Raw genomic sequence first — 25,594 nt, 5'->3', positions numbered from 1 at the left:
CTTGTTCTAGGAATTATCCGAAAAATACGTCGCCGGCGGCAATCGCGTGCATCGTGCCTGACCCGGTATCGAGCATCAACCGCCCGGTCTCATCAATACCGGCAAAGCGGCCCGAAAGCGACCGGTCCGGCAGGTTCACAGTTATCGTCTCACCGATGCCGCGGGCGGCCGACCGCCACTGCTCGATGGTCTTTGCAATACCCGCGCCGCGCTCCCACACCGACAACGTCTCCGCCATCGTCATGAACAGCCGCGCGAAAAGTTCGTCCGGAGAAACCGACGCACCTTCACTCCTCAACGAGGTCACGGGATAGAGGGCCTCGTCCGGCTGGACGGCAATGTTGATGCCACAGCCAATGACCAGTGCCTGGCGCCCATCTGCAAGCGCCTCACCCTCGAGCAGGATGCCGCAGGTCTTTTTGCCGTCGATGAGAATATCGTTCGGCCATTTGATCTCGACCGGTGCAGCGCCCGGCGGCATCACCTGGCGGATTGCCCGGTGCACGGCAACAGCAACCGCGAGCGGCAGGGAATGCAAATGCTCGATCGGCGCCGGATCAATCAGGAGAAGCGATGCGTAGAGATTGCCGGGTTCTGAAAACCAGGCGCGGCCGCGGCGTCCCCGGCCACCGGTCTGCCTGACAGCCGTGACCCAGAGATTGCCCGGGTCGCCCTGGCGCGCACGCGCCAGGCATTCGCTGTTTGTCGATCCGACCGCATCGAGAGCGACGTGCCGGAAATCGTCGGGCGATATCCGGCCGCCGCTTTCAAGGGCGATCAAAAGAAGGTCCGCGCCGCGGCCTCGGCAGCGCTTCCAAGCGGACCGCCGATCAGGACGTATCCAAGGACGAACAGACCCGAGAGACCGAACACCAGTTTCAGTTCGCCAGCCGTACGGGCGAACTCGCCCTTGGCATCATCGAACCACATCACCTTGATGACGCGCAGGTAGTAATAGGCGCCGACAACGGATGCGAGGACGCCGATGATGGCGAGTGCATAGAGCTGCGCTTCGATTGCCGCCATGAACACGAAGTACTTCCCGAAGAAGCCTGCCATCGGCGGAATGCCGGCGAGCGAGAACATCAGGACTGTCAGTACGGTCGCCATGAAGGGGTTCGTCTGCGAAAGACCAGCGAGGTCGTCGACGTTTTCAACGTTTTCGCCTTCCTTGCGCCGCATCGCCAGGATGCAGGCGAAGGTGCCGAGCGTCATGACCATGTAAATGAGCATGTAGAGCAGCACGCCGCGAACGCCCGCCATCGAGCCGGCGGCAAGGCCGACAAGCGCATAGCCCATGTGGCCGATCGAGGAATAGGCCATCAGACGCTTGATGTTCTTCTGGCCGATCGCCGCGAAGGAACCGAGCAGCATCGAAGCGATCGAGATGAAGACGATGATCTGCTGCCAGTCGGCAACAACGGGTTCAAAGGCATTGATGACGATACGCACCAGGATCGCCATGGCCGCAACCTTCGGCGCGGCCGCGAAGAAGGCGGTGACCGGCGTCGGCGCGCCTTCGTAAACATCCGGCGTCCACATGTGGAACGGCACGGCCGAGATCTTGAAGGCGAGACCGGCGAGCACGAAGACGAGACCGAAGATCAGGCCGAGCGAACGTCCCTCCGCCGTCAGTGCAGCGGCGATCTGGGTAAAGCCGGTGTGACCGGTGAAGCCGTAGATCAGCGACATGCCATAGAGCAGCATGCCCGAGGAAAGCGCACCGAGCACGAAGTACTTGAGGCCGGCCTCGGTCGAGCGGATGCTGTCGCGGTTGATCGCAGCGACGACGTAGAGCGCCAGCGACTGCAGTTCCAGCGACAGGTAGAGCGACATCAGGTCGTTGGCCGAGATCATCAACAGCATGCCGAGCGTTGCCAGCACCAGAAGCACCGGGAACTCGAAGCGATCAATCTGGGCGGAACGCGCGTGACCGACTGTCATCACCAGCGCCGTGATCGAACCGATCAACGCCAGCACCTTCATGAACTTGGCGAAGGGATCCGACAGGAAGGCGCCGCCATAGGCCGAGCCTTCGCCGGTCTTTAGCACGAGCCAGAGACCGGCGATGATCAGAACGGCAACCGCAAGGCCGGTGACCGTCGACGCCGATTTTTCGCCGGCAAACACGCCGATCATCAGCAATGCCATCGCGCCGACCGCGAGGATCAACTCGGGGATCGAGAGTTGCAGGCTTGCAAGGAGGGTTTCAGCAGTCATGTCCAATCACGTCCTGTGGTCATTGCACCGAAAGCGCAACGTTTTGCGCTGCCTGCAGGGCTGCGGAGTAGTTGTTGACGAGCAGATCCACGGAAGCCGCGGTCGCATCGAAGATCGGTGCCGGATAGACGCCGAAAAAGATCGTCAGGATCACCAGCGGATAGAGGATCGCCTTTTCACGACCGGAAAGATCGAGCAGAGACTTCAGGCTTTCCTTCTCCAGCGCACCGAAGATCACTCGTCGGTAGAGCCAGAGCGCATAGGCGGCCGAAAGGATCACACCGGACGTGGCGAAGAGCGCCACCCAGGTGTTGGCGCGGAAGGCGCCGACCAAGGTCAGCACTTCACCGACGAAGCTAGACGTGCCCGGCAAGCCAACGTTGGCCATGGTGAACACCATGAAGGCGACGGCGTATTTCGGCATATTGTTGACGAGACCGCCATAGGCCGCGATCTCGCGGGTGTGCAAACGGTCATAGACGACGCCGACGCAAAGGAAGAGTGCGCCGGAGACGATGCCGTGCGACAGCATCTGGAAGATCGCGCCCTGAACGCCCTGAACATTGGCGGCGAAGATGCCCATCGTCACATAGCCCATATGCGCGACCGACGAATAGGCGATCAGCTTCTTGATGTCGGTCTGCATCATCGCCACCAGCGAGGTGTAGATGATGGCAACGACCGAGAGCGTGAAGACGAACGGCGCGAAGTAATCGGATGCCAACGGGAACATCGGCAGCGAGAAGCGCAGGAAGCCGTAACCGCCGAGCTTCAGGAGGATACCGGCCAGGATGACCGAGCCCGCCGTCGGCGCCTGAACGTGCGCATCCGGAAGCCAGGTATGGACTGGCCACATCGGCATCTTCACCGCGAAGGAGGCGAAGAAGGCCAGCCACAACCAGGTCTGCATCTGGCGCGGGAAGTTGTAGGCGAGCAGCTGCGTGATGTCGGTGGTACCGGCCTGCCAGTACATCGCCATGATCGCGAGCAGCATCAGCACCGAGCCGAGCAGCGTGTAGAGGAAGAACTTGTAGCTGGCGTAAACGCGGTCCTTGCCACCCCAGACGCCGATGATAAGGAACATCGGGATCAGGCCAGCTTCGAAGAACACGTAGAACAGCACGATATCGAGCGACACGAAGACGCCGATCATGAACGTTTCCAAGACCAGAAACGCGATCATGTATGCCTTGAGACGCTTCTCGATCGACAGCCAGCTTGCGAGCACGCAGAACGGCATGAGGAAGGCCGAGAGCACGACGAAGAGCACCGAGATGCCATCGACTCCGAGATGGTAGGAAATGCCGGTGCCGAGCCACTCGTGCTTTTCGAGCATCTGGAAGCCGGGGTTCGACGCGTCGAACTGGTACCAGATGTAGACCGACACCGCGAAGGTGAAGATCGTCGTCAGCAGCGAAACGTTCAGGATGTTCCGGCGGCCGTAGGCGCTGTCTTCCCTGACAAGCAAGAGAAGCAGTACGCCGACGAGCGGCATGAAGGTGACCGCGGAAAGTACGGGCCAATCGGTCATCAGAAGGAACTCCTGAACATCATCCAAGTAACGAGCGCGGCAATGCCGATCAGCATCGCGAACGCGTAGTGATAGAGGTAACCAGTCTGCAGGCGGACAACGCGGTCAGTAACGTTGAGCACACGTGCGGCAATGCCGTTCGGGCCGTAGCCATCGATCACGCGACCGTCGCCTTCCTTCCAGAGGAAGGTGCCGAGCCACTTGGCCGAGCGCACGAAGAGCAGGTCGTAGAGCTCGTCGAAGTACCACTTGTTGAGCAGGAACTGGTAGAGGCCACGGTGCTGGTCTGCCAGATACTTCGGCAGTTCCGGCCGGCGGATATACATGTACCAGGCGGTGAAGAGGCCGAGCGCCATGGCGCAGAACGGGCTCCACTTAACCCACAGCGGTACGTGGTGATACTCATGCAGGACTTCGTTTTCAGCCGACGTGAACAGCGCACCCTTCCAGAACTCGGCATAGCCTTCGCCGAAGAAGTGGTCGTGGAAGAGGAAACCTGCGACCAGTGCGCCGGCGGCGAGAATGTAGAGCGGCACCAGCATGACCTGCGGCGACTCGTGCACGTGATGCATGACATCCGACGACGCACGGGGCTTGCCATGGAACGTCATGAACGCCAGGCGCCACGAATAGAAGCTCGTGAAGAGCGCGGCGACCACCAGCAGGGCGAAGGCGAAACCGGATACCGAGCTGTGCGCGGCAAAGGTCGACTCGATGATCGCGTCCTTCGAGAAGAAGCCAGCCGTACCGAAGAGCGTACCGGGAATACCGACACCGGTCAGCGCGATCGTACCGATGAACATCATCCAGTAGGTGACCTGGATGTGCTTCCTGAGGCCACCCATGTAGCGCATGTCCTGCTCGCCATCGACGGCGTGAATGACCGAACCGGCACCCAAGAACAGGAGAGCCTTGAAGAAGGCGTGTGTGAACAGGTGGAAGATCGCTGCGCCATAGGCGCCGACGCCGAGCGCCACGAACATGTAGCCGAGCTGCGAGCAGGTCGAATAGGCGATCACGCGCTTGATGTCGTTCTGCACGAGACCGACGGTCGCGGCGAAGAAGGCGGTGATGGCACCGATGATCGTCACGACGGTCAGTGCATCCGGCGACAGTTCGAAGAGCGGCGACATGCGGGCGACGAGGAAGACGCCGGCGGTAACCATGGTTGCGGCATGGATAAGAGCCGAAACCGGGGTCGGGCCCTCCATCGCATCCGGAAGCCAGGTGTGCAGCAGGAACTGCGCCGATTTACCCATCGCGCCCATGAAGAGCAGCAAGCAGGCCGCGGTGATCGCGTCAGCCTTGTCGAGGTGCATACCGAACAGGGTGACAACCGCCTCCCCTGCTGCAGCGCCTTCGGCCGGCAGATAGGTCTGGGCGGCGGCGAAGATCGTCTCGAAGTTGACCGAGCCGAACAGCACGAAGACGAGGAAGATGCCGAGCGAGAAGCCGAAGTCGCCGACGCGGTTGACGATGAACGCCTTCATCGCGGCAGCATTCGCCGACGGCTTCTTGTACCAGAAGCCGATGAGCAGGTAGGACGCGAGACCCACGCCTTCCCAGCCGAAGAACATCTGCACCAGGTTGTCCGACGTGATGAGCATCAGCATCGCGAAGGTGAAGAGCGACAGATAGGCAAAGAAGCGCGGACGATGCGGATCGTGGTGCATGTATCCGATCGAATAGACATGCACGAGCGTCGACACCGTGTTGACGACGACGAACATGACCGATGTCAGCGTATCGACGCGGAACGCCCATTCGACATCGAAGCTGCCGGACTGGATCCAGCGCAGCACCGAAACCTTGATCATCTCCTGGTGGCCCAGGGCGACGTCGAAGAAGACGTACCAGGACAGCGCAGCGGCGATGATCATCAGACCGCTGGTGACGTATTCCGATGCCTTGGCGCCGATCGAAGTACCGAAGAGGCCGGCGATCAGAAAGCCGATCAAAGGCAGGAAGACGATAGCCTTGATGATGGTATCCATAGCCCAATCAGCCCTTCATCATGTTGACGTCTTCAACAGCGATCGAGCCGCGGTTGCGGTAGAAGACGACGAGAATTGCAAGTCCGATAGCCGCTTCCGCAGCCGCGACGGTCAGGATGAACAGGGCAAAGACCTGGCCAGTGATGTCATTCAGGAACGCCGAGAAGGCGACCATGTTGATGTTGACCGCGAGAAGAATGAGTTCGACCGACATCAGGATAACGATGACGTTCTTCCGGTTCAGGAAGATGCCGAAGACGCCCAGCGTGAACAGGATGGCGCTGACGGTGAGATAGTGGGAAATTCCGATTTCCATTTTATGTTCCTCGATCTCGCGTCCGACTTAGATGCCCTGGCCCGGCTTGACCGTGACCACTTCGACGGCGGTCTCGGGCGTACGGGCAACCTGCTGCGGGATATTCTGGCGCTTGATGTTTTCGCGGTGGCGCAGGGTCAGCACGATGGCGCCGATCATGGCGACGAGCAGCACAAGGCCGGCGATCTGGAAGAAGTAGACGTAGTGGGTATAGAGCACGTCGCCGAGGGCTGCCGTGTTCGTCCGCTCGGTGACGGCCGGGATCGGCATCGAAATCGCCTTGGCGATCTCAGGCGAGAACGTTGCGCCGCCGACCACGATGATAAGCTCGGCAGCCAGGATCAGGCCGATCAGCGCGCCGATCGGCGCGTATTCGAGCACGCCCGCCCGCAATTCCGCGAAGTCGATGTCGAGCATCATGACGACGAACAGGAACAGCACCGCGACCGCACCGACATAGACGACCAGCAGGATCATCGCGAGGAATTCGGCGCCGGTCAGCAGGAACAGGCCTGCCGAGTTAAAGAAGGTCAGGATCAGGAACAGAACCGAATAAACCGGGTTCCTGGCCGCAATGACCATAAATGCCGACGCCACCGCGATGAAGGCAAAGAGATAGAAAAAAAGAACCTGCAGACCCATGATCGGTGCCTTCTTCGTCTTGCACGGCGTGAGGCGCTTCAGGCCCCACTCCACAGGCAAAGCCGGACACGCGTCCGGCCGTTGCCCAAACCTATGTCACATGCACCGCCCTCCCCGGGGCGGCGCTACGCTCTGGCCTCAGCGATAGGGCGAGTCCATTGCGATGTTGCGGGCGATTTCGCGCTCCCAACGGTCGCCGTTGGCGAGGAGCTTGTCCTTGTCGTAGTAAAGCTCTTCGCGCGTCTCGGTGGCGAACTCGAAGTTCGGGCCCTCGACGATGGCATCAACCGGACAGGCTTCCTGGCAGAAACCGCAATAGATGCACTTCACCATGTCGATGTCGTAGCGCACCGTACGGCGAGTGCCGTCGTTGCGGCGCGGACCGGCTTCGATGGTGATAGCCTGTGCAGGACAGATCGCCTCGCAGAGCTTGCAGGCGATGCAACGCTCTTCACCATTCGGGTAACGGCGCAGCGCATGCTCGCCACGGAAGCGCGGGCTGACCGGCCCTTTTTCAAAGGGGTAGTTCAACGTCGCCTTCGGCTTGAAGAAATAGCGCATCGACAGAAAGAACGCGCCGACGAATTCCTTCAGGAACAGCGAGCTGACGGCTTGCGAAAGACCGGCCATCATTTACCTCCAGAATTGCCGGCCTGGGAGCGACCGGCGGTATGCTGCCAAGCGTGAGCCATCGTCATGCGGCTCCCGTCAGCTTGAGAACGAATGCAGTGATCACGACCATTGCAAGAGAGATCGGCAGGAAGACCTTCCAGCCGAGACGCATCAGTTGGTCGTAGCGGTAACGCGGAACGAAAGCCTTCACCATTGCGAACATGAAGAACACGAAGGATGCCTTCAGAACGAACCAGATGATGCCGGGAACCCAGTTCAAGAACCAGACGTCAACCGGGGGCAGCCAGCCGCCGAGGAACAGGATCGTCGTCAGCGCGCACATCAGGCAGATGGCGGCATATTCGCCGAGCATGAACATCATGTACGGGGTCGAGCCGTATTCGACCATGAAGCCGGCAACGAGTTCGGATTCGGCTTCCGGCAGGTCGAAGGGCGGGCGGTTCGTTTCGGCCAGCGCCGAAATGAAGAACACGATGAACATCGGGAACAGCGCCAGCCAGTGCCAGTCGAGGAACGACGCCGGCAAGCCGAGGTTCGTGCCGATGCCTGTCGACTGCGCGTTGACGATGTCCGTCAGGTTCAGCGAGCCGACGCAGAGCAGGACGGTAACGATGACGAAGCCGATAGAGACTTCGTAGGAGACCATCTGTGCCGCGGAGCGGAGCGCGCCGAGGAAGGGATATTTGGAATTCGACGCCCAGCCGCCCATGATGATGCCATAAACTTCAAGAGAAGATATGGCGAACACGAAGAGGATGCCGACGTTGACGTTCGCGATCACCCAGCCGGCGTTGAGCGGGATCACCGCCCAGGCGGCAAGCGCCAGCGTGACGGAGACGAGCGGGGCGAGCAGGAAGATCGCCTTGTTGGCGCCAGCCGGAATTACCGGCTCCTTGAAGACGAACTTCAAAAGGTCGGCGAAGGACTGGAAAAGTCCCCAGGGGCCTACCACATTCGGACCACGGCGGAGCTGAACTGCAGCCCAGATCTTACGGTCGGCAAGCAGAATGTAGGCGATAAAAAGCAGCAGCGCGACCAGGAGCAGCAGCGACTGGGCGACCATGATGATCGTGGGCCAGACATAGGTCGAAACGAAAGCGTCCATGATACTCTATTCCCTCGCGCTCATTCCGCCGCAGCTTTGAAGTTGTTGCGTGCCAAAGCCGAGCATTCGGCCATGACGGCGGATGCGCGCGCTATCGGGTTCGTCAAATAGAAGTCTTTGACCGGAGACGCAAACACGGATTTGCCCATCTCACCGGCTTTTTGGCCGAGTGCGGCAATTTCGTCGCCGTTGCCGGTCGCGATCGCGTCGACATCCGCGAAATGCGGGTGAGCCGCATAGAGCTTCGAGCGCAATTCGCCAAGCGAATCAAAGGGCAGCTTCTTGCCGAGAACGTCGGAGAGTGCGCGAATGATCGCCCAGTCCTCACGCGCATCACCCGGTGCGAAGCCGGCGCGGTTGCCGACCTGAACGCGACCTTCCGTGTTGACCCAGGTGCCGGACTTTTCGGTGTAGGTCGCACCCGGCAGGATGACGTCGGCGGCATGCGCGCCGTTGTCGCCGTGCGAACCGATATAGACGGTGAAGCCGGACTTGCGACCGGCAAGGTCGATCTCATCGGCGCCGAGCAGGAAGAGAACGTCGGAAGCGGTAACCATTTCGGCCGCCGTCTTGCCGTTCGCACCCGGTACGAAGCCGAGGTCGAGACCACCGACGCGGGAAGAGGCCGTGTGCAGAACGGCAAAGCCGTTCCACTCGGCAGTGACCGCACCGACGGCGCCCGCGAGCTTGGCGGCGGCAGCAAGAACGGCAGCACCGCCCTCCCCTGCAATCGCGCCCTGCCCGATGAGGATCATCGGGCGCTGCGCCTTCTTGAGCGTCGCGGCAAACTTGCCCTTGCCGGAGACGAGCTCGGCGAGCGTTTCGGTGCCGGCGCCGAGATATTCGTACTCGTAGCGCAGTTCGCCGGGCTCCCCGATCACGGCGATCGGGAAGTTGCCCATGCGGTAGCGCTTGCGGATACGGGCGTTGAGGACCGAAGCCTCGAAGCGCGGGTTGGAGCCGATGATCAGCAGCGCATCAGCGCTTTCGATGCCGGCGATGGTCGGGTTGAAAAGGTAGCTGGCGCGGCCAAGCGACGGGTCGAGTGCTGCGCCATCCTGGCGGCAATCGACGCTCTCGGACCCGAGCGCTGCAATCAGCTGCTTCAGCGCGTACATTTCTTCGACCGAAGCGAGGTCGCCGGCAATGGCGCCGATCTTGTCGCCGGAAGTCTTGGCAACGGCAGCCTTGACCGCCTGGAAGGCTTCGCCCCAGGTCGCCGGCTGCAGTCGGCCGTCCTTCTTGACGTAAGGACGATCGAGGCGCTGCGTCTTCAGGCCGTCCCAGATGAAGCGGCTCTTGTCGGAGATCCACTCTTCGTTGATGTCCTCATTGACGCGCGGCATGATGCGCATGACTTCGCGACCGCGGGTGTCGACGCGGATCGCGGAACCGAGCGCATCCATCACGTCGATGGATTCGGTCTTGTTCAGCTCCCACGGACGGGCGGTGAAGGCGAATGGCTTCGAGGTCAGCGCGCCGACCGGGCAGAGGTCGACAACGTTGCCCTGCAGTTCGGAGGTCATTGCCTGCTCGAGATAGGTGGTGATCTCGGCGTCTTCGCCGCGGCCAATCAGGCCAAGCTCGGCAATGCCGGCAACTTCGGTCGTGAAGCGGACGCAACGCGTGCAGTGGATGCAGCGGTTCATCACGGTCTTGACCAGCGGGCCGATATACTTGTCTTCGACGGCGCGCTTGTTTTCCTGATAGCGCGAGCTGTCGATGCCGAAGGCCATCGCCTGGTCCTGCAGGTCGCATTCGCCACCCTGGTCGCAGATCGGGCAGTCGAGCGGGTGGTTGATCAGCAGGAATTCCATCACGCCTTCGCGCGCCTTCTTGACCATCGGCGTGGTCGTGAAGACTTCCGGCGTTTCGCCGTTCGGGCCCGGACGCAGGTCGCGCACGCCCATGGCGCAGGAAGCGGCGGGCTTTGGCGGCCCTCCCTTCACCTCGATCAGACACATGCGGCAGTTGCCGGCGACCGACAGCCGCTCATGGAAACAGAAGCGCGGAACCTCGGCTCCGGCCTCTTCGCACGCCTGAAGCAGCGTGAAATGATCCGGTACCTCGATCTCTTTTCCGTCGACTTTCAGCTTTGCCATCTTCGTATTCAATCCTGTCTTCCGTCCATCGGCCTTCCGGCGACGGACAATTCCAACACAGCCTTGCTGCTTGCGGGCGATGACCGTCTCAGGTTCCCACCCCTATTGTCTCACGCGCCCTTCAGCGCCTTGGCTTGTCCAACCCAATCGTCCCGCTTGATGCGGCCACCGAAACCGAGCTCGTCGTCAAAGCGAACAACGTCCGCCTCGCTCCAGCCGGCGATATCGGCAAAACCGCGAATGCCCTTCGCGTTGAGCACCTGCTCCAGCTTCGGGCCGATACCGGAAATCCGCTTGAGGTCGTCAGCAGCTTGCGCCTTGGCGCGCGCCGCGCGAACCTTGACCGGCTTCTCGACCGCGACCTTCTCAACGGCCGGTTTTGCCGCAACACGATTTGGCGAAGCGGCGGGCTTCACGACCGTTTTCGCTTCTGCTTCTGCCGGGAGCGCCGTCTCGGCGACAACGGTGGTTACGTCCTGCTCTGCCGGCTCCACCCGCTTCTGCGCTGCCTCGACCGCACCCTGCATCGCGCCGAACATCGCGCCAGCAAAATGGCTCGTAAGGCCGAAGCCGATTACGGTAGCTGCGGCAACTGCCGCAGCTGGATGAACCATCAGCGGATGCAGCGGCACTTGCGGCAGGCCCTTCATCCATTCGGCGATGCCGAACGGATCGGCCGGGTCACCGCCGAGCGGACGTGCGAATGGAATGCCTGTTTCGGCCTGCCCTTTCATCTGTCCCTCCTCGCGTGCACCGGCCATCGCCTGTTACTCCGCCGCTTCCAGAACCGCGCCATGCGACGAGGCATTGCGCGTGTATTCGTCGATGCGCTTTTCCATTTCCGGACGGAAATGCTTGATCAGACCCTGGATCGGCCAGGCGGCTGCGTCGCCAAGCGCGCAGATCGTGTGGCCTTCCACCTGCTTGGTGACGTCGAACAGCATGTCGATCTCGCGCTTCTGGGCGCGGCCCTGAACCATGCGTTCCATCACGCGCATCATCCAGCCGGTGCCTTCGCGGCACGGCGTGCACTGACCGCAGCTCTCGTGCTTGTAGAAGGCAGAGAGGCGCCAGATCGCCTTGATGATGTCTGTCGACCGGTCCATCACGATGACGGCGGCGGTTCCAAGACTGGAACCGACCTCGCGCAGGCCGTCGAAATCCATGATCGCGTCCTTCATCTGCGCGCCAGGCACGCAAGGAACGGACGAACCGCCGGGGATGACGGCGAGCAGGTTGTCCCAGCCGCCGCGAATGCCGCCACAGTGCTTTTCGATCAGCTCATGGAACGGGATCGACATCGCGTCTTCGACCGTGCACGGACGATTGACGTGGCCGGAAACCGAATAGAGCTTGGTGCCGTGGTTGTTCGGCCGGCCGAAGCTCGTGTACCAGCCGGCGCCGCGGCGCAGGATGGTCGGGGTGACGGCGATCGACTCGACGTTGTTGACCGTCGTCGGGCAGCCGTAGAGGCCCATATTGGCCGGGAACGGCGGCTTCAGGCGCGGCTGGCCCTTCTTGCCTTCGAGGCTTTCGAGCAGGGCCGTCTCTTCGCCACAGATGTAGGCGCCGGCACCATGGTGCACGTAGATGTCGATGTCGTAGCCGAGCTTGTTGTTCTTGCCAAGCAGGCCGTAGGCGTAGCACTCGTCGATAGCGGCCTGCAGCGCCTCGCGCTCGCGGATGAACTCGCCGCGCACGTAGATATAGGCGACATGCGCACCCATGGCGAAGCTGGCGATGACGCAGCCTTCGATGAGCGTGTGCGGATCGTGACGCATGATGTCACGGTCCTTGCAGGTGCCGGGCTCCGACTCGTCGGCGTTGACGACGAGATAGTGCGGACGGCCGTCGCTTTCCTTCGGCATGAAGGACCACTTGAGGCCGGTGGGGAAGCCGGCGCCGCCACGACCGCGAAGGCCGGAGGCCTTCACTTCGTTCACGATCCAGTCACGGCCCTTTTCGAGCAGCTGCTTGGTGCCGTCCCAGTGGCCGCGCGCCATGGCGCCCTTCAGGGACTTGTCCTTGAGGCCGTAGATGTTGGTAAAGATGCGGTCTTCATCTCTGAGCATAATTCACCTCTTTACCGCGGCTTCTTGCCGAAGACCTTGATGTATTCGGCTTCGCCGCCCTTGGCGAGCGCCTTGGCCTGCTTGACCCAGTCGTCGCGTTCGATGCGGCCCTTGAAATTCAGGTATCCGTCGACCCACTCGCGCTCCGCCTTCTTCCACGAAGCAACTTGCGCGTAGGTGTAGATGCCCAGTTCGTTCAGCGTACCCTCGATCTTCGGACCGACGCCCGAGATCAGCTTGAGGTCGTCGACGGCCGCCGGCTTTTCGATGCCGGCCGGGCGGTTCTTGTCCTCAAGCGACGGCTTGCCGGAAACGGTTGCCGCCTTGGCGGGCTTCGACTTGTCGACGGTGTCGCCTTCGACCTTGGCGTTGGCGGCAGCCTCGGCCTTTGCCGTAGCCGGCGTCTTCAGGGAGGCATTGGTCTCGCTGGCAGCCGTCTTGACACGGCCGGCGTTGGACGGCGGCACGGAGACGGCGGGCGCGTCGCTGACCTTCTTGGCGCTGGTCGCCGCCTTGGCCGGAGCCGGATCAGCCAACATCAGCGACGTCAGACCGCCTTCCGGTGCGGAATAGATACGGTCGATCTGCGGACCGGGGGTGACTTCGGCACCCTTGCCTGCTTCGAAACGGTCGATGATCTGCTCGAGTTGCTCGGGCGTCAGGTCTTCGAAGGTATCCTTGAAGATCATGACCATCGGCGCGTTGACGCAGGCGCCCTGACATTCGACTTCTTCCCAGGAGAGCGTGCCGCTCTCGTTGAGCGTGAAGGGATCGTGGGCGATCTTGCTCTTGCAGACCTTGATCAGGTCTTCGGCGCCGCGCAGCATGCACGGCGTCGTGCCGCAAACCTGAACGTGCGCACGCGTACCGACGGGCTTCAGCTGGAACTGGGTGTAGAAGGTCGCGACTTCGAGCGCGCGGATATAGGCCATGCCGAGCATGTCGGCGATCGACTCAATGGCGGCCTTCGTGACCCAGCCGTCCTGGTCCTGAGCGCGCATCAAAAGCGGGATGACGGCGGACTGCTCACGACCCTTGGGGTATTTCTTGATCGTTTCCTTCGCCCAGGCGGCGTTCTCCTTGCTGAAGGCAAAGCTCGCTGGCTGGACGGTGTCTTCGGCTAGTCGACGAACGGACATTCTAGTGGACACCTTATCAGTTAATCGAACCGCACCGCGATTTCGTCACAGAGACGAATTCGCAGGCATAGGCTGACTGGTCTTTCTGCAAAAATACGATGTAGCGCGTGCCATTGGCGACCGCGGCCTTGATCTCGTAGCCCTTGGCCACGAGGTCGGCCATCGAGCCCCCGCGCATGCCGCCCGACGTCGCGCCGCTATCGACCGATTCCTGTGCGGAAGCGGTCGATGCAAACGCGAGAAGAGCAAGCGTGGCCAGGGGCACGAGACGCATCAGCGGTCCACCTCACCGAACACGATATCGAGGGAGCCCAGCACGGCCGAAACGTCGGCAAGCTGGTGTCCCCGACAGAGGAAATCCATCGCCTGGAGATGCGCGTAACCCGGCGCACGGATCTTGCAGCGATAGGGCTTGTTGGTGCCGTCGGAGACGAGGTAGACGCCGAACTCGCCCTTCGGCGCTTCGACGGCGGCGTAAACTTCGCCGGCCGGCACGTGATAGCCTTCGGTGTAGAGCTTGAAGTGGTGGATCAGCGCTTCCATCGAGCGCTTCATCTCGCCGCGCTTCGGCGGAACGATCTTGCCGTCGAGCGACGAAACCGGACCGACCTTGGCATCGCCGAGCAGGCGATCGACGCATTGGCGCATGATGCGCGCCGACTGGCGCATTTCGATCATGCGGATCAGGTAGCGGTCGAAGCAGTCGCCGTTCTTGCCGATCGGAATGTCGAATTCCATGTCGGAATAGCATTCGTAGGGCTGCGAGCGACGAAGGTCCCAGGCAGCACCCGAGCCACGCACCATCACGCCCGAGAATCCCCAGGCCCAGGCGTCATCGAGTTTGACAACGCCGATGTCGACGTTGCGCTGCTTGAAGATGCGGTTTCCGGTCAACAGCTCGTCGATGTCGTCGACGGTCTTCAGGAACGGATCGATCCATTTGCCGATGTCTTCGACCAGTTCGTGCGGCAGGTCCTGATGGACACCGCCCGGACGGAAATAGGCCGAGTGCATGCGCGCGCCGCAGGCACGCTCATAGAACACCATCAGCTTTTCGCGCTCTTCGAAACCCCAGAGCGGCGGCGTCAACGCACCGACGTCCATGGCCTGCGTGGTCACGTTCAGCAGGTGCGAGAGGATGCGGCCGATTTCCGAGTAGAGGACGCGGATGAGCTGGCCGCGGATCGGCACTTCCGTGGCCGTCAGCCTCTCGATCGCCAGCGCAAAGGCGTGCTCCTGGTTCATCGGCGCCACGTAGTCGAGGCGGTCGAAATAGGGCACGGCCTGCAGATAGGTCTTGGTCTCGATCAGCTTCTCGGTGCCGCGATGCAGCAGGCCGATATGCGGGTCGACGCGCTCGACGATTTCGCCATCAAGCTCGAGCACCAGACGAAGAACGCCGTGCGCCGCCGGATGCTGCGGGCCAAAGTTGATGTTGAAATTGCGGACGTTATGTTCGGTCATACCGATTGCTCCAGGCCGGACGGCAGCCGTTCAACGGCTACCGCGGGCCATTTAGTCTCACCGTGCCTTCGCCTTCTCGTCGCCGGGCAGGACGTAATCCGTGCCTTCCCAGGGAGAGAGGAAGTCGAAGTTGCGGAATTCCTGCTTCAGCTCGACGGGTTCGTAGACGACGCGCTTGGCTTCGTCGTCGTAACGGACCTCGACAAAACCGGTGACCGGAAAGTCCTTGCGCAGCGGATGTCCTTCGAAACCGTAGTCCGTCAGGATGCGGCGCAGGTCCGGATGGCCGGTGAACAGAATGCCGTACATGTCGTAGGCTTCACGCTCGAACCAGTCGGCGCCGGGATAGACCGGCGTCGCCGACGGCACAGGCTCGTTCTCGCCGGTCTGGACCTTGATGCGCACGCGCAGGTTCTGGCGCGGCGACAGCAGGTGATAGACGACATCGAAACGGTCGGGACGCTGCGGCCAGTCGACGCCGCAGACGTCAACGAAGTTGATGAAAGCGCAGTGCACGTCATCGCGCAGGAAGGTGAGCAGCGCGATGAGGTTCGCAGACGTCGTCGTCAGCGTCAGTTCGCCATAGTTCAGCGACGCGTCGGAGATCAGCGCACCGCGTGTTTCGCGCAGGTAGGACGCAAGCTCGTTCAGGGCTTCACTCATATCAAAGACCCCCTGCCTTAGCGCTCGATCGTGCCGGTCCGGCGGATCTTCTTCTGCAGCAAAAGCACGCCGTAAAGCAGCGCTTCTGCCGTGGGAGGACAGCCTGGCACATAGATGTCGACGGGAACGACGCGGTCGCAGCCGCGAACAACCGAATAGGAATAATGGTAGTAGCCGCCGCCATTGGCGCAGGAGCCCATCGAGATGACGTAGCGCGGCTCCGGCATCTGGTCGTAGACTTTGCGGAGCGCAGGCGCCATCTTGTTGGTCAGCGTACCGGCGACGATCATGACGTCGGACTGACGCGGTGAGGCGCGCGGCGCGAAACCGAAACGCTCGGCATCATAACGCGGCATCGACATCTGCATCATCTCGACCGCGCAGCAGGCGAGACCGAAGGTCATCCACATCAGCGAGCCGGTACGGGCCCAGTTGATGAGCTCATCCGTCGAGGTGACGAGAAAACCCTTGTCGGCGAGTTCATTGTTGATCTCGCCGAAGAATGCATCATTGCTGCCGATCGGCTTGCCGGTGGAGGGATCGATGATCCCCTTCGGCTTGGGCGCAACGAGCGTAGTGCCGGATGCTGCTAGTTCCATTCCAGCGCTCCCTTCTTCCATTCATAGATAAAGCCGATCGTCAGCACGCCGAGGAAGACCATCATCGACCAGAAGCCGAACCAGCCCAGCTCATGGAACGAGACCGCCCAGGGGAAGAGGAAGGCCACTTCGAGGTCGAAGATAATGAAGAGGATCGACACGAGATAGAAGCGGATGTCGAACTTCATGCGGGCGTCATCGAACGCATTGAAGCCGCACTCGTAGGCCGACAGTTTTTCCGAATCAGGAGCCTTGAAGGCGACGGCGAAGGGAGCAATCAGAAGCGCCACACCGATCACCAATGCGATTCCAATGAAAATCGCGATCGGAACGTAGGAACCGAGAAGTTCAGTCATTGTTATCCGTCCCTGCCTGCGGGAGGGCGCATGGGAGAGCGCCAGAACAACAGATCTCGCAGGCCGAAAAATATGTTGCAACGCCAGAGTGGTTAGCGCAGCCCGCGCCCGTGCGCAAGCCTTCAAGGGTCAATTAAACCGGTTCGCGACACAGGATCGAATGGGTGGAGACGACAAAGCTCGGAATCGCAAGCCGTGACCGACTTTACCGTAAACAGCGGCAAGGAGAGACAGATTGCCGCAGTGCACAAATCAGCGCTAGCGCACGCAAAAACAGAAGGAGTGTAAGAAGAAGAAATGGCGCGAGTGACGGGGCTCGAACCCGCGACCTCCGGCGTGACAGGCCGGCACTCTAACCGACTGAGCTACACCCGCGCATGATGACCGCGAACGATCATTATTACCACCATCGGCGCTTCCTGAGAATGCCTAGGCAAATCCAGATCAAGAGTGGCGCGAGTGACGGGGCTCGAACCCGCGACCTCCGGCGTGACAGGCCGGCACTCTAACCGACTGAGCTACACCCGCATCATCTTGACTTGGTTGGAGCGTTTCCGCCCCGGCACCGAGCGGGCTTGCCCGTTCGATGAGCGGCTAACTAAGCGGTTCGCATTTGGGTGTCAAGCGTGTTTGAAGACAAATCCGTGACGGAGCGAAAAATGATCCACAGGGCAAGGTGACGACAATGTTCAGGAGGCCGGATCATGCGCACGACGCAGCCATACGCCCACTCCGATTGCCTCTTCCATCCTCTACGATGATCCCGAACGGCAAATCTTTATCTCTCGCCCTCCCCTGCCACGGGTGACGGCCGAAGACACGCTTTCTTGTCCACAACTAGGAACCCCGGCAATTCAGGGCATCGCGCGATCCAAGACAAAAAAAATCATAAAAACGATACAAATGCTCTTGCGGTTTTTTTCGGTTACGCCTAGATCACGGCCACCGACGCGGCGGACTGATCCGGTCCAAACGCGGAAGGGCGATTAGCTCAGTTGGTAGAGCGCCTCGTTTACACCGAGGATGTCGGGAGTTCGAGTCTCTCATCGCCCACCATTTTCCTTCTCCTCCCAATTCATAGCATAAGACAGCGACGTCGCGGCGTTAGAACCTTGTTGCGTTCGTGACTGTTGATAGGCCGAGAATGCGTTCGCTCCGGCGGCGCCTATCTGTGCCACGATAGCGCTGATGTTGAGCGGCGCCTGTCGGGGACAGAAGCGGCTGTGCCTGACAGCCGCCGTCAGCCATGCACTCCCCATCATCGACGTGACCGGCCGTTCCTGTCGGTCAGCTGATTCTGTCGCGTGGCCTACGCCCCGCGGTACTGTTCGTCGCTGACCTGCTCCAGCCAATCCACAGCCTTGCCGTCGAGCGCTTCCTGAATCGCAAGATGAACCATTGCCGTATCGGGCGCGGCACCGTGCCAGTGTTTTTCGCCCGGCGGGAACCAGACCACGTCGCCGACGCGAATCTCGCGCACCGGGCCGCCCCAGCTTTGCGCGAGGCCGCGGCCGGCAGTCACGATCAATGTCTGACCGAGTGGATGGGTGTGCCAGGCCGTGCGGGCGCCCGGCTCGAAGGTAACGCTTACGGCGCGGATCCGCGCCGGATCTGCGGTCTCGATGACCGGATCCTGCCGCACCGTACCGGTGAAATACTCAGCCGGCGCGCGCATCGAAGGTCTCGACCCACCGGGTATGATGTCCATCTCTCGTTCCTCCGGGTTTTTCGTTTGCGGCGCTTCTTTTCAGCGAAAGCGCGTCACGCCAACAGGCACTACCTCGCCCGCGAGCCTATCATAACCTGTGGATTGTCACAGTCGGGCAGGCACTGCGGGCGATCTCGCAAAGATGTTCGTGATGCGTCAGGTAGATCACCTGGCCCACGCGCGCCATTTCGGCCATTTGCTCGAAAGCGCGGCCAGCACGCCCGTCGTCGAAGGTCTCCATGATGTCGTCGGCGATAAAGGGCAGCGATTCGCGTGCTGCCGCGATTTCGTGATAGCCGGCGATCCTGAGCGCCAGATAGAGTTGGAATCGGGTGCCCTTGGAGAGATCCTTGGCAAGTTTCGATCCACCACCCGCGGCATTTGCGATCAGGAACTCCTGCCCCTTGTCGGACTGCGCCGACAGGCCGGAATATTCGCCGCCACTGATCCGGCTGAAAGTTTCGGAGGCGCGGCGCATCATCGCGCTGCGGTGGCGCTCGCGGAAAAGCCGAAGCGCCGTCTCCGCTGCGATGACGCCGGCCCGGAGCCGAAGATAGGCAAGCGCCCTGTTCTCGATGTCGAGCAGCAGCGTTCGCCGCTTCTGATCGAGCTCGGCAACCGTGTCCCCGCCTTCGACATCGGCAAGCGCCTTCTCCTTGCCGCGCATATCCGTGTGCAACTCGCTGACATCGCGGTCTCCGTCTTCGAGCGCCGCATCGAGCCGCGCCAACTCCAACAGGACCGCGGCCTCATCGAGCTCCGCAAGCAACGCCTCGGCCTGCTCGCAGGTGGCAACGCCCAATCGGGAGGCGATATCCGCTTCCAGTTCGGCGATTCGCTGGCGCAGGCGCCCCTGCTCGCGCGCGGCTTCGAGCTGCTGCATGGCATCGTCGACCGTCGCACAGTCGAAAAACTCGAGGACGAGGCGCCGGCGCGCCATGTGGAGCTCTTGCTCGGCACAGATTGCGCGTCGCTCGTCGTCCAAGCGGGCCAGCTCCGACAGGAACGTCGCCCGGCGGTCGGAAAGCCGCTGGGCCTCGGCGGCACGCGCCTTGAGCGCCGTAAACGTTGCGAACGTATCGTCTGTCAGCGGTCCGCCAGCGAGGTCGGCGATGGCACGTTCGAATGCCGCCTGATCCTTGCGCATCCCGGCGACACGATACTCGAGATCGGCCTTGCGCTGTACGAGCTTGTCCAGGTCCTGCAGGACCGCAAGCATCGCGCCAATCTGCTCCGGCACGAGCCGGTCGCTGCGTTCCGCAAGCCAGCTCTTGGCAAGAAGCGTATTCCACTGCTCCTGCCAGGTGGCCATTTCGGTTTCAGCAAGATCAAGTGTCGAGCGTCGGCTTTCAAGAACCATCGCGCTGCGCTTTGCCGCCTCGCGGGCCGTGTTGCGGGCGGCGGCTGAGGTCTGTGCCTGCGATACGACACGCTCTGCGATCTGCAGGAGATCGTCGAGTCGCTCCGACAGCCCTCCTTCCATGCCGATGCCGGTGAGTTCGTCGCTGAGCCCGCGAATCGCTTCGGCCTCCTCGGCATGCGCCCGGTCGAACTCCAGACGGACAGAGCGCAATTGCGCGCGAAGTTCGAGCGCCGAACCCCCGATAACGAGCCAGGCTTCCAGTTGCGGCAAGCCCATGACGCTGGGCAGGCCGCAGGATGTAGCGACGGCTTCCAGAGACTGCGCCTGGACCGCCACCTCCTCGCTGCATCGCTGCTGCTGCTCGCGCAGCGCCGCAAGGCGGGCGCGTCTCTCGGCGATCGAAAGAGACAGGCCGCGCATATCCGCGAGCCGCGCCGTTTCAGCGAGGCGCAGCGTGGTAATTTCGTCATCCCTGCCCATCGCCTCTTCGAAAGCGACAGCCGTTTCCTGAAGGAGCCGGCCCTTGTGCCGCTCCCAGGCCTCGTCACGACGGCGACGCAGTGCCGCGGCCGAAACATCGTCCAGAGTGCCGCCAAGGGCGGACTGCGCGGCCAGCCGCGCTTCCTCGCCGGCAAGCAGTTCCTGCTCGCCGGCGATGCGATCGGATACGCGCGCCTGCCGCTCTTCCAATGTGGCCGCCGCCTTGCGCCACGCCTCAAGCGCTCCGGGCGCTGGAACGCTAAGCGCCAGCAGATCGTCGGCGCTTCCAGCGAAGGGCTTCAGTTGCAGTAGCTTGTCGGCAAGTTCCGCTTCCAGCCGATCCAGAGATTGCGCGGCGGCCTGTTTCCGAAGCAGGCAGTCACTACGACGCAGCAGCGTCAGTCGCCCGGAAAGGCCGGAGGCATCCGCCGCTCCCCCCTCTCCCTCGATCCGTACCAGTTCACATTCAGCGGCCCGATTTTCCTCGGCGGCAGTTTGCACTTCGTGGCGGGCCGAAGCGCACCGCTCGGCCAAGGCAGAGTGCCGGCGCGCCAGATCCTGAAGTCGCGCACCAACCCCTGCCGGCAGCAGCAGATCGACAGGGTCGCGGTCTGCCGGTTCACCGAGCCGCAGCAGGCAACCGACGATCTCCGTCGATGTCCTCGCCAACTCTTCCAATCGCGACGGCATATCGCGCGCTGCCGTGACAAAGCGCGCATCGAGGGCCGTCTCCTGCAGCGCCGTCAGCCGTTCGGCCAGGCACAGCCCTTTTTTGTCGAGCGGAAGCTCTTCCAACGCATTGCGGCGGTGCTGCATCTCGCTTTGGTTCTGCCGAAGCCTGACCTCGATCTCCGCCTCCCGGCGGCGAAGCGCCGGCAGCTCTGCTGCCCACTCGGCCGGCGGGACCGGCAGTACCGGCGCGCTCGCCAGTTCCATGCGAAGCGCACGCAGCCGGCCAAAGTGCGGCAGGGCCTCGATCTCGGCCTTCAGGCGAGACTGCGCGACCCGAAGCTCGACGCGGCGTGTGATCGCTTCCTCATGACGGTCGCGCGCTTGCGCCAGCGTCTTGCGCAGCGCCGCATACTCGCGTGCGTTGATGTCGAGGGCATTTCGCTCCGTCCTCAGGGCGTCAAGCTGCGCCTTCAGCTCTGCAAGCTGATGCTTGCGCGCATGTGGCCGGTAGAAGGCGTCGGCCTGGCCGCGCAAGGCGGCAAGGATCGCCGTACTGTCCGGCAGGCCCGAGCTTGCGGAAAACAACAGCGATCCAAGCTCTCCCTCGCTCTTCAGGATCGCCTCGCCGCCCTTCTCGATGCTCTCGTCATCGAGCGAAAACATTGTCTGATAGGTGTCGCGATCGATCGCGCCCAGCACACCGGAGAAGAGATTGTCGGGCAAAGGCTGGTCGTCGATGCCGACCAGCGAGTTCGACTTGCGTTTGACCCGGAACACGCGGTGCGTCCGATCAGCCGCCTCGATGGTGCCACCGACCCTCATTGTCGGATAGGGATGCAGGAACCCATAGGGGCTCGAGTGCTCGATCCCGAAGAGCAGATCGAGGAAGCCCGAGAACATCGTCGACTTGCCCGCCTCATTCGGCCCGTAGACGATATGCAGATCGGGCACGCCGGCCACGCTCTCACCGAAGTCGAGACGGCGATCGGTGAATTTGCCATAGCGGACGAGATCGAGCGCGCTGAGCCGCATCAGTGGATGCCCTCGCCGGAACCGCTGCCATGAAGATGGGCAAGCACTTCCGTGCCTCCCGACGCGCTGGCCTCGAAAGCGAGGCGCTCGATCGCGTCTTCATCGGGTGCCAACGCCTGGCGCAGCTCAGGAGGCAGTTGTTGCAGCAGATCTTCCACGGCTGCCCGGACTTCCTGGCGAAATCCGTGAGCCGGCAGAACATCGGCCTCGACGAGGGCCACCAGCTCATCGACCGGATCCAGCATTGCACCCGCTTTTTCCACCAGGGGATTGCCGCAGGCGAGTTCCAGCTTCTCGATCCAGCAACCGACGATGCCGGCCGCGATGTTGTCGATCTCGGCGCGCAGCAAATCCGTGTCGCGGCGAAGGCACCAGGCCAGCGGTGTTGCGCCCGTCAGCGTTACGCGCAGGATCACATTTTCCGCCGGCGTATCCACAGATGTCCGCACAAGCGCCTGCCTGACCGCATCGAGCACGTCGCGCCACTCGGAGAGGCCGGCAATATCGACTGACAGGCGCTCGAAACTGGCGATGCCGATCGGCAGCTCGTTAATCTCGATCCGGCCGTCGTCATCGATCGCCACCAGCGTCACGCTCTTCACACCGGCTTCGTTGACATCGCGGCCCTGCGGTATGCCGGGCATGACGACGAAGGGGGCCGTTGGATAGATCTGGCGTTGATGGATGTGGCCGAGAGCCCAGTAGTCAAAACCATGTGCCACGAGGTCGGCGGCGCTGCAGGGCGCGTAGAGATCATGGCCGGCCGCACCGGCAAGGCTTGTGTGCAGCATGCCGATGTTGAGCGCCCCCGACATCGGCGGCTGAAAGGCCGGCAGCAGGCTTTCCGGCGCGTGCGGGCTGGCGAAACTCACCCCGTGCACATAGACGTCGCGCCCGCTTGCCAAGGTCTTGGCAAGAACGGCCTTCGCTCTGCCTTTGAACACATGCGCCGAAGGCGGCAAAGTGAGCTCGTTGGTGACCTGCGACTGGGCATCGTGGTTGCCACGGATGATGAACGCCCGGATCCCCGCCTCATCCAGCCGGCGCAACTCCCTCCCGAGAAACAGCGCCGTGTTCATCGACGTCTGGCTGCCATCATAGAGGTCGCCTGCAATCAGCAGCGCATCGACCTTTTCGGCAATGCAGAGATCGACGATCTTGACGAAGGCGCGCCTGGACGCGCCGCGCACGATCTCCGCGAGGTCGGCGTTTCTAAGGGCGAGGCTGCGGAGGGGCGAATCGAGATGAAGATCTGCGGTATGGACGAAGCGGAAGGGCATGGCCGACCATGGCCCGGCAGGCCGGCGCCCGTCAATCAGTGGCGACCCTTCATCCACGTGGGAGATTGGTCGGCTGCAGACGAGCATTCTTCAGACCATCCAAGTAAAGCCAAGACTAATACAGAACATCTCCGCAGAGACTGCCGGAAACGAATGATCAACAGCACGGCCGGAGTACCTGCAAATATCAGATTATACTCACTTTAATCGATTAGGGTTTTTGTAACATCTTGTTCGCTAGGTTTCCGTCGGCTGCGCTCCCAGCGCATCCAGGCACCGGAATGATTCCTGCTTCGGTATCCGCTCCGTCATGACGATCAAGAGCCGGAACGACTTCATCAAGTACAGCTTTTATGGACGGCCGTCCTTCCGGGGGGAACCTATGTCACGACTCAAGATTTCACACACGCTCATTGCCCTCTTCCTCGTGGTCGCCGTCATCGTCGCGGCGCTAGCCGTCTCGTCGCTCGGCGGCATCAAGATGATGAACGAGCGCAACAACGAGATCGCCACCACCTGGCTGCCGCGTGTCTCGCTTTCCCGCGCGCTCGAAACCCAGCTTTCCGATACGCGCATGGCCTTTGCGCGCCACCTGATCTCGCTGACGCCCTTCGAAAAGAAGGCCGCGGAAAAAGTCATCGGCCAGACCGTCGAAGGCTTCAACAAGCTCGCCGACGACTATGCGGCGCTGATGGTAACGGACGCCGACAAGGCCGCGCTGGAAAAGGTACGCGCTGCCTATCAGGCCTACCTTTCCATCGCCGATGGCATGGTCAAGCTCTCCAACAACCTCGAGAACATGAAGGCGCAGAGCGTCTTCAAGGTCGAGATGCGGGAGACCGAGCAGAAGGTCGACGAGGCGATCAAGGAAGTACGCGCGCTCAACGTCGCCGGCGCCGACGCCGCGGTTGCAGCAAGCTCGGCAACGCACGACCAGATCCGCATGATCGAAATGGCAGTCATCGCCGTCGCGGCGATCATCGTGCTCGGCGCCATTCTCTATGCCGTGCGCGGTATCGCCCGCCCGATCCAGATCATCACCCGTTCGATGGCGCGCCTTGCGGAAGGCGACACGGACACCAGCATCCCCTACGGTGCCCGCAAGGACGAAATCGGCGAGATGGCCCGTGCCGTCGAAGTCTTCCGTCAGGCGGCAATCACCAACCAGCAGCTCGAAGCGGATGCCCAGACACAGCGCGCCCAGGCTGAAGCCGATCGCCTGCGTCTGACCGAGGAAGCCGAAACGGCGGCACAGCGCCGCCTCCAGGAAGCGACGGCCGGTCTTGCTGGCGGCCTGCGCCGGCTTGCCTCCGGCGATCTCGCCTTCCAGCTCGACGAACCTTTTGCACCGGACTTCGAGCAGCTCCGCCACGACCTGAACCAGGCCGTCGCCCAACTGGCCGATACGCTTGCCGCCGTTTCGGCCAGCTCCGGCAGCATCGACAGCGGTGCGCGCGAAGTCAGCCAGAGTGCGGACGACCTGTCGCGTCGGACCGAGCAGCAGGCAGCCTCACTGGAAGAGACGGCCGCTGCGCTCGACCAGATCACCGTCAACGTCGGCAATTCGTCGAAGCGCACCAACGAGGCCCGTGCCGTCGCCGGCCAGGCAAACGAAAGCGCCCGCAAGTCCGGCGCCATCGTCTCGGGCGCGGTCGATGCCATGGGCCGGATCGAGCATTCGTCGAGCCAGATCTCGAACATCATCGGCGTCATCGACGAAATTGCCTTCCAGACGAATCTTCTGGCGCTGAACGCCGGCGTCGAAGCAGCCCGCGCCGGCGATGCCGGCAAGGGTTTCGCCGTCGTCGCTCAGGAAGTCCGCGAGCTTGCCCAGCGCTCGGCCAATGCGGCCAAGGAGATCAAGGACCTGATCCGCAACTCCGCTGTCGAAGTCGAAAGCGGCGTCCGGCTCGTGCGCGAAACCGGCGAGGCTCTCCGCACCATCGAAGGCTTCATCGTCACGATCAACCAGCACATGGATGCGATCGCCATCTCGGCGCAGGAGCAGTCCGCCGGACTGTCGGAGGTCAACACCGCCGTGAACCAGATGGATCAGGTGACCCAGCAGAACGCAGCATGGTCGAGGAAGCCAATGCCGCAAGCGCCACGCTTGCCCAGGAAGCCGGCCGCCTGCGCGAGCTGATCGCCCGCTTCACGCTGGAAGAGGCTCAGGCCTACGGCTACGCGCCGTCGGCCGGCTCGACACGCCGGGCGGCATAACCA

20 protein-coding genes, 3 tRNA genes and 1 pseudogene are annotated in these 25,594 nt (G+C 62.2%); 2 read left to right on the top strand and 22 right to left on the bottom strand.

Annotated features, from left to right (window positions below):
- Window positions 1–13 precede the first annotated feature (13 nt).
- The 19 genes from BLU35_RS04965 to BLU35_RS04875 all read right to left on the bottom strand — a co-directional run bounded on the left by BLU35_RS04965 (window position 14) and on the right by BLU35_RS04875 (window position 17,364).
- Window positions 14–778 carry a biotin--[acetyl-CoA-carboxylase] ligase gene (locus BLU35_RS04965; RefSeq protein ID WP_162728065.1) on the bottom strand — a complete coding sequence of 255 codons (765 nt, stop codon included), beginning with the start codon at window positions 776–778 and terminating at the stop codon, window positions 14–16.
- Window positions 778–2,220: an NADH-quinone oxidoreductase subunit NuoN gene (gene nuoN / locus BLU35_RS04960; RefSeq protein ID WP_057252312.1), complete on the bottom strand. Its 1,443-nt coding sequence runs from the start codon at window positions 2,218–2,220 to the stop codon at window positions 778–780. Before nuoN ends, BLU35_RS04965 begins: the two co-directional genes overlap by 1 nt.
- Before the next feature lie 19 nt (window positions 2,221–2,239).
- Window positions 2,240–3,751 carry an NADH-quinone oxidoreductase subunit M gene (locus BLU35_RS04955; RefSeq protein ID WP_057252314.1) on the bottom strand — a complete coding sequence of 504 codons (1,512 nt, stop codon included), beginning with the start codon at window positions 3,749–3,751 and terminating at the stop codon, window positions 2,240–2,242.
- The gene (gene nuoL / locus BLU35_RS04950) at window positions 3,751–5,745 is read right to left on the bottom strand and encodes an NADH-quinone oxidoreductase subunit L (RefSeq protein WP_093232258.1); all 1,995 of its coding nucleotides are present in this window, start codon (window positions 5,743–5,745) and stop codon (window positions 3,751–3,753) included. The genes BLU35_RS04955 and nuoL overlap by 1 nt, the downstream gene beginning before the upstream one ends.
- A 7-nt stretch (window positions 5,746–5,752) precedes the next feature.
- Window positions 5,753–6,061: an NADH-quinone oxidoreductase subunit NuoK gene (gene nuoK, locus BLU35_RS04945; protein WP_034803568.1), complete on the bottom strand. Its 309-nt coding sequence runs from the start codon at window positions 6,059–6,061 to the stop codon at window positions 5,753–5,755.
- Between the two features lie 27 nt (window positions 6,062–6,088).
- Complete coding sequence (locus BLU35_RS04940; protein WP_057252871.1) at window positions 6,089–6,703, bottom strand: NADH-quinone oxidoreductase subunit J; 615 nt, start codon at window positions 6,701–6,703, stop codon at window positions 6,089–6,091.
- A gap of 138 nt (window positions 6,704–6,841) precedes the next feature.
- Window positions 6,842–7,333 carry an NADH-quinone oxidoreductase subunit NuoI gene (gene nuoI, locus BLU35_RS04935; RefSeq protein ID WP_025426590.1) on the bottom strand — a complete coding sequence of 164 codons (492 nt, stop codon included), beginning with the start codon at window positions 7,331–7,333 and terminating at the stop codon, window positions 6,842–6,844.
- 64 nt (window positions 7,334–7,397) lie between these two features.
- Window positions 7,398–8,441 carry an NADH-quinone oxidoreductase subunit NuoH gene (nuoH, locus tag BLU35_RS04930; protein ID WP_057252316.1) on the bottom strand — a complete coding sequence of 348 codons (1,044 nt, stop codon included), beginning with the start codon at window positions 8,439–8,441 and terminating at the stop codon, window positions 7,398–7,400.
- Window positions 8,442–8,461: 20 nt separating this feature from the next.
- Window positions 8,462–10,543 (bottom strand): NADH-quinone oxidoreductase subunit NuoG, encoded by a 2,082-nt coding sequence (gene nuoG, locus BLU35_RS04925; protein WP_093232342.1) that lies wholly within the window; start codon window positions 10,541–10,543, stop codon window positions 8,462–8,464.
- 110 nt (window positions 10,544–10,653) lie between these two features.
- Window positions 10,654–11,304, bottom strand: coding sequence for a helix-hairpin-helix domain-containing protein (locus BLU35_RS04920; RefSeq protein WP_093232257.1), 651 nt, complete (start codon window positions 11,302–11,304; stop codon window positions 10,654–10,656).
- A gap of 6 nt (window positions 11,305–11,310) precedes the next feature.
- On the bottom strand, window positions 11,311–12,615 hold the full coding sequence (nuoF, locus tag BLU35_RS04915) for an NADH-quinone oxidoreductase subunit NuoF (protein ID WP_058321494.1): 1,305 nt from the start codon (window positions 12,613–12,615) through the stop codon (window positions 11,311–11,313).
- Window positions 12,616–12,626: 11 nt separating this feature from the next.
- Complete coding sequence (locus BLU35_RS04910; protein WP_093232256.1) at window positions 12,627–13,754, bottom strand: NADH-quinone oxidoreductase subunit E; 1,128 nt, start codon at window positions 13,752–13,754, stop codon at window positions 12,627–12,629.
- A 16-nt stretch (window positions 13,755–13,770) separates the two neighbouring features.
- A complete protein-coding gene (locus BLU35_RS04905) occupies window positions 13,771–14,028 on the bottom strand; it encodes a hypothetical protein (protein ID WP_093232255.1) in 258 nt (85 codons plus the stop codon).
- Window positions 14,028–15,218: an NADH-quinone oxidoreductase subunit D gene (locus BLU35_RS04900; protein WP_058329355.1), complete on the bottom strand. Its 1,191-nt coding sequence runs from the start codon at window positions 15,216–15,218 to the stop codon at window positions 14,028–14,030. The genes BLU35_RS04905 and BLU35_RS04900 overlap by 1 nt, the downstream gene beginning before the upstream one ends.
- Before the next feature lie 57 nt (window positions 15,219–15,275).
- The gene (locus BLU35_RS04895; RefSeq protein ID WP_057252333.1) at window positions 15,276–15,881 is read right to left on the bottom strand and encodes an NADH-quinone oxidoreductase subunit C; all 606 of its coding nucleotides are present in this window, start codon (window positions 15,879–15,881) and stop codon (window positions 15,276–15,278) included.
- Window positions 15,882–15,898: 17 nt separating this feature from the next.
- Window positions 15,899–16,480: a NuoB/complex I 20 kDa subunit family protein gene (locus tag BLU35_RS04890; protein WP_057252335.1), complete on the bottom strand. Its 582-nt coding sequence runs from the start codon at window positions 16,478–16,480 to the stop codon at window positions 15,899–15,901.
- Window positions 16,471–16,836 carry an NADH-quinone oxidoreductase subunit A gene (locus BLU35_RS04885; RefSeq protein ID WP_034803593.1) on the bottom strand — a complete coding sequence of 122 codons (366 nt, stop codon included), beginning with the start codon at window positions 16,834–16,836 and terminating at the stop codon, window positions 16,471–16,473. Before BLU35_RS04885 ends, BLU35_RS04890 begins: the two co-directional genes overlap by 10 nt.
- 298 nt (window positions 16,837–17,134) lie before the next feature.
- Window positions 17,135–17,211 (bottom strand) — tRNA-Asp (locus BLU35_RS04880).
- Window positions 17,212–17,287: 76 nt separating this feature from the next.
- Window positions 17,288–17,364: transfer RNA gene (locus BLU35_RS04875), tRNA-Asp, on the bottom strand.
- A 452-nt stretch (window positions 17,365–17,816) separates the two neighbouring features.
- Between BLU35_RS04875 and BLU35_RS04870 the strand changes: the two genes are divergently transcribed.
- A tRNA-Val gene (locus BLU35_RS04870) sits at window positions 17,817–17,892 on the top strand.
- Window positions 17,893–18,145: 253 nt separating this feature from the next.
- On the opposite strand, the gene BLU35_RS04865 is transcribed toward BLU35_RS04870, so the two are convergent.
- The 3 genes from BLU35_RS04865 to BLU35_RS04855 all read right to left on the bottom strand — a co-directional run bounded on the left by BLU35_RS04865 (window position 18,146) and on the right by BLU35_RS04855 (window position 23,371).
- Window positions 18,146–18,544, bottom strand: coding sequence for a (R)-mandelonitrile lyase (locus BLU35_RS04865; RefSeq protein ID WP_093232254.1), 399 nt, complete (start codon window positions 18,542–18,544; stop codon window positions 18,146–18,148).
- Between the two features lie 88 nt (window positions 18,545–18,632).
- Complete coding sequence (locus tag BLU35_RS04860) at window positions 18,633–22,091, bottom strand: ATP-binding protein (protein WP_093232253.1); 3,459 nt, start codon at window positions 22,089–22,091, stop codon at window positions 18,633–18,635.
- Window positions 22,091–23,371 carry a metallophosphoesterase family protein gene (locus tag BLU35_RS04855; protein ID WP_093232252.1) on the bottom strand — a complete coding sequence of 427 codons (1,281 nt, stop codon included), beginning with the start codon at window positions 23,369–23,371 and terminating at the stop codon, window positions 22,091–22,093. The genes BLU35_RS04860 and BLU35_RS04855 overlap by 1 nt, the downstream gene beginning before the upstream one ends.
- A gap of 382 nt (window positions 23,372–23,753) precedes the next feature.
- Here BLU35_RS04855 and BLU35_RS04850 point away from each other — a divergent pair.
- Window positions 23,754–25,591 (top strand): annotated as a pseudogene (locus BLU35_RS04850) (methyl-accepting chemotaxis protein).
- Window positions 25,592–25,594 lie beyond the last annotated feature (3 nt).

The sequence above is a fragment of the Sinorhizobium sp. NFACC03 genome (assembly GCF_900103435.1).
Classification (GTDB): domain Bacteria; phylum Pseudomonadota; class Alphaproteobacteria; order Rhizobiales; family Rhizobiaceae; genus Ensifer.
Note: the sequence above shows the minus strand (reverse complement) of the source record. Positions and strands in the feature narration are given on the sequence as shown.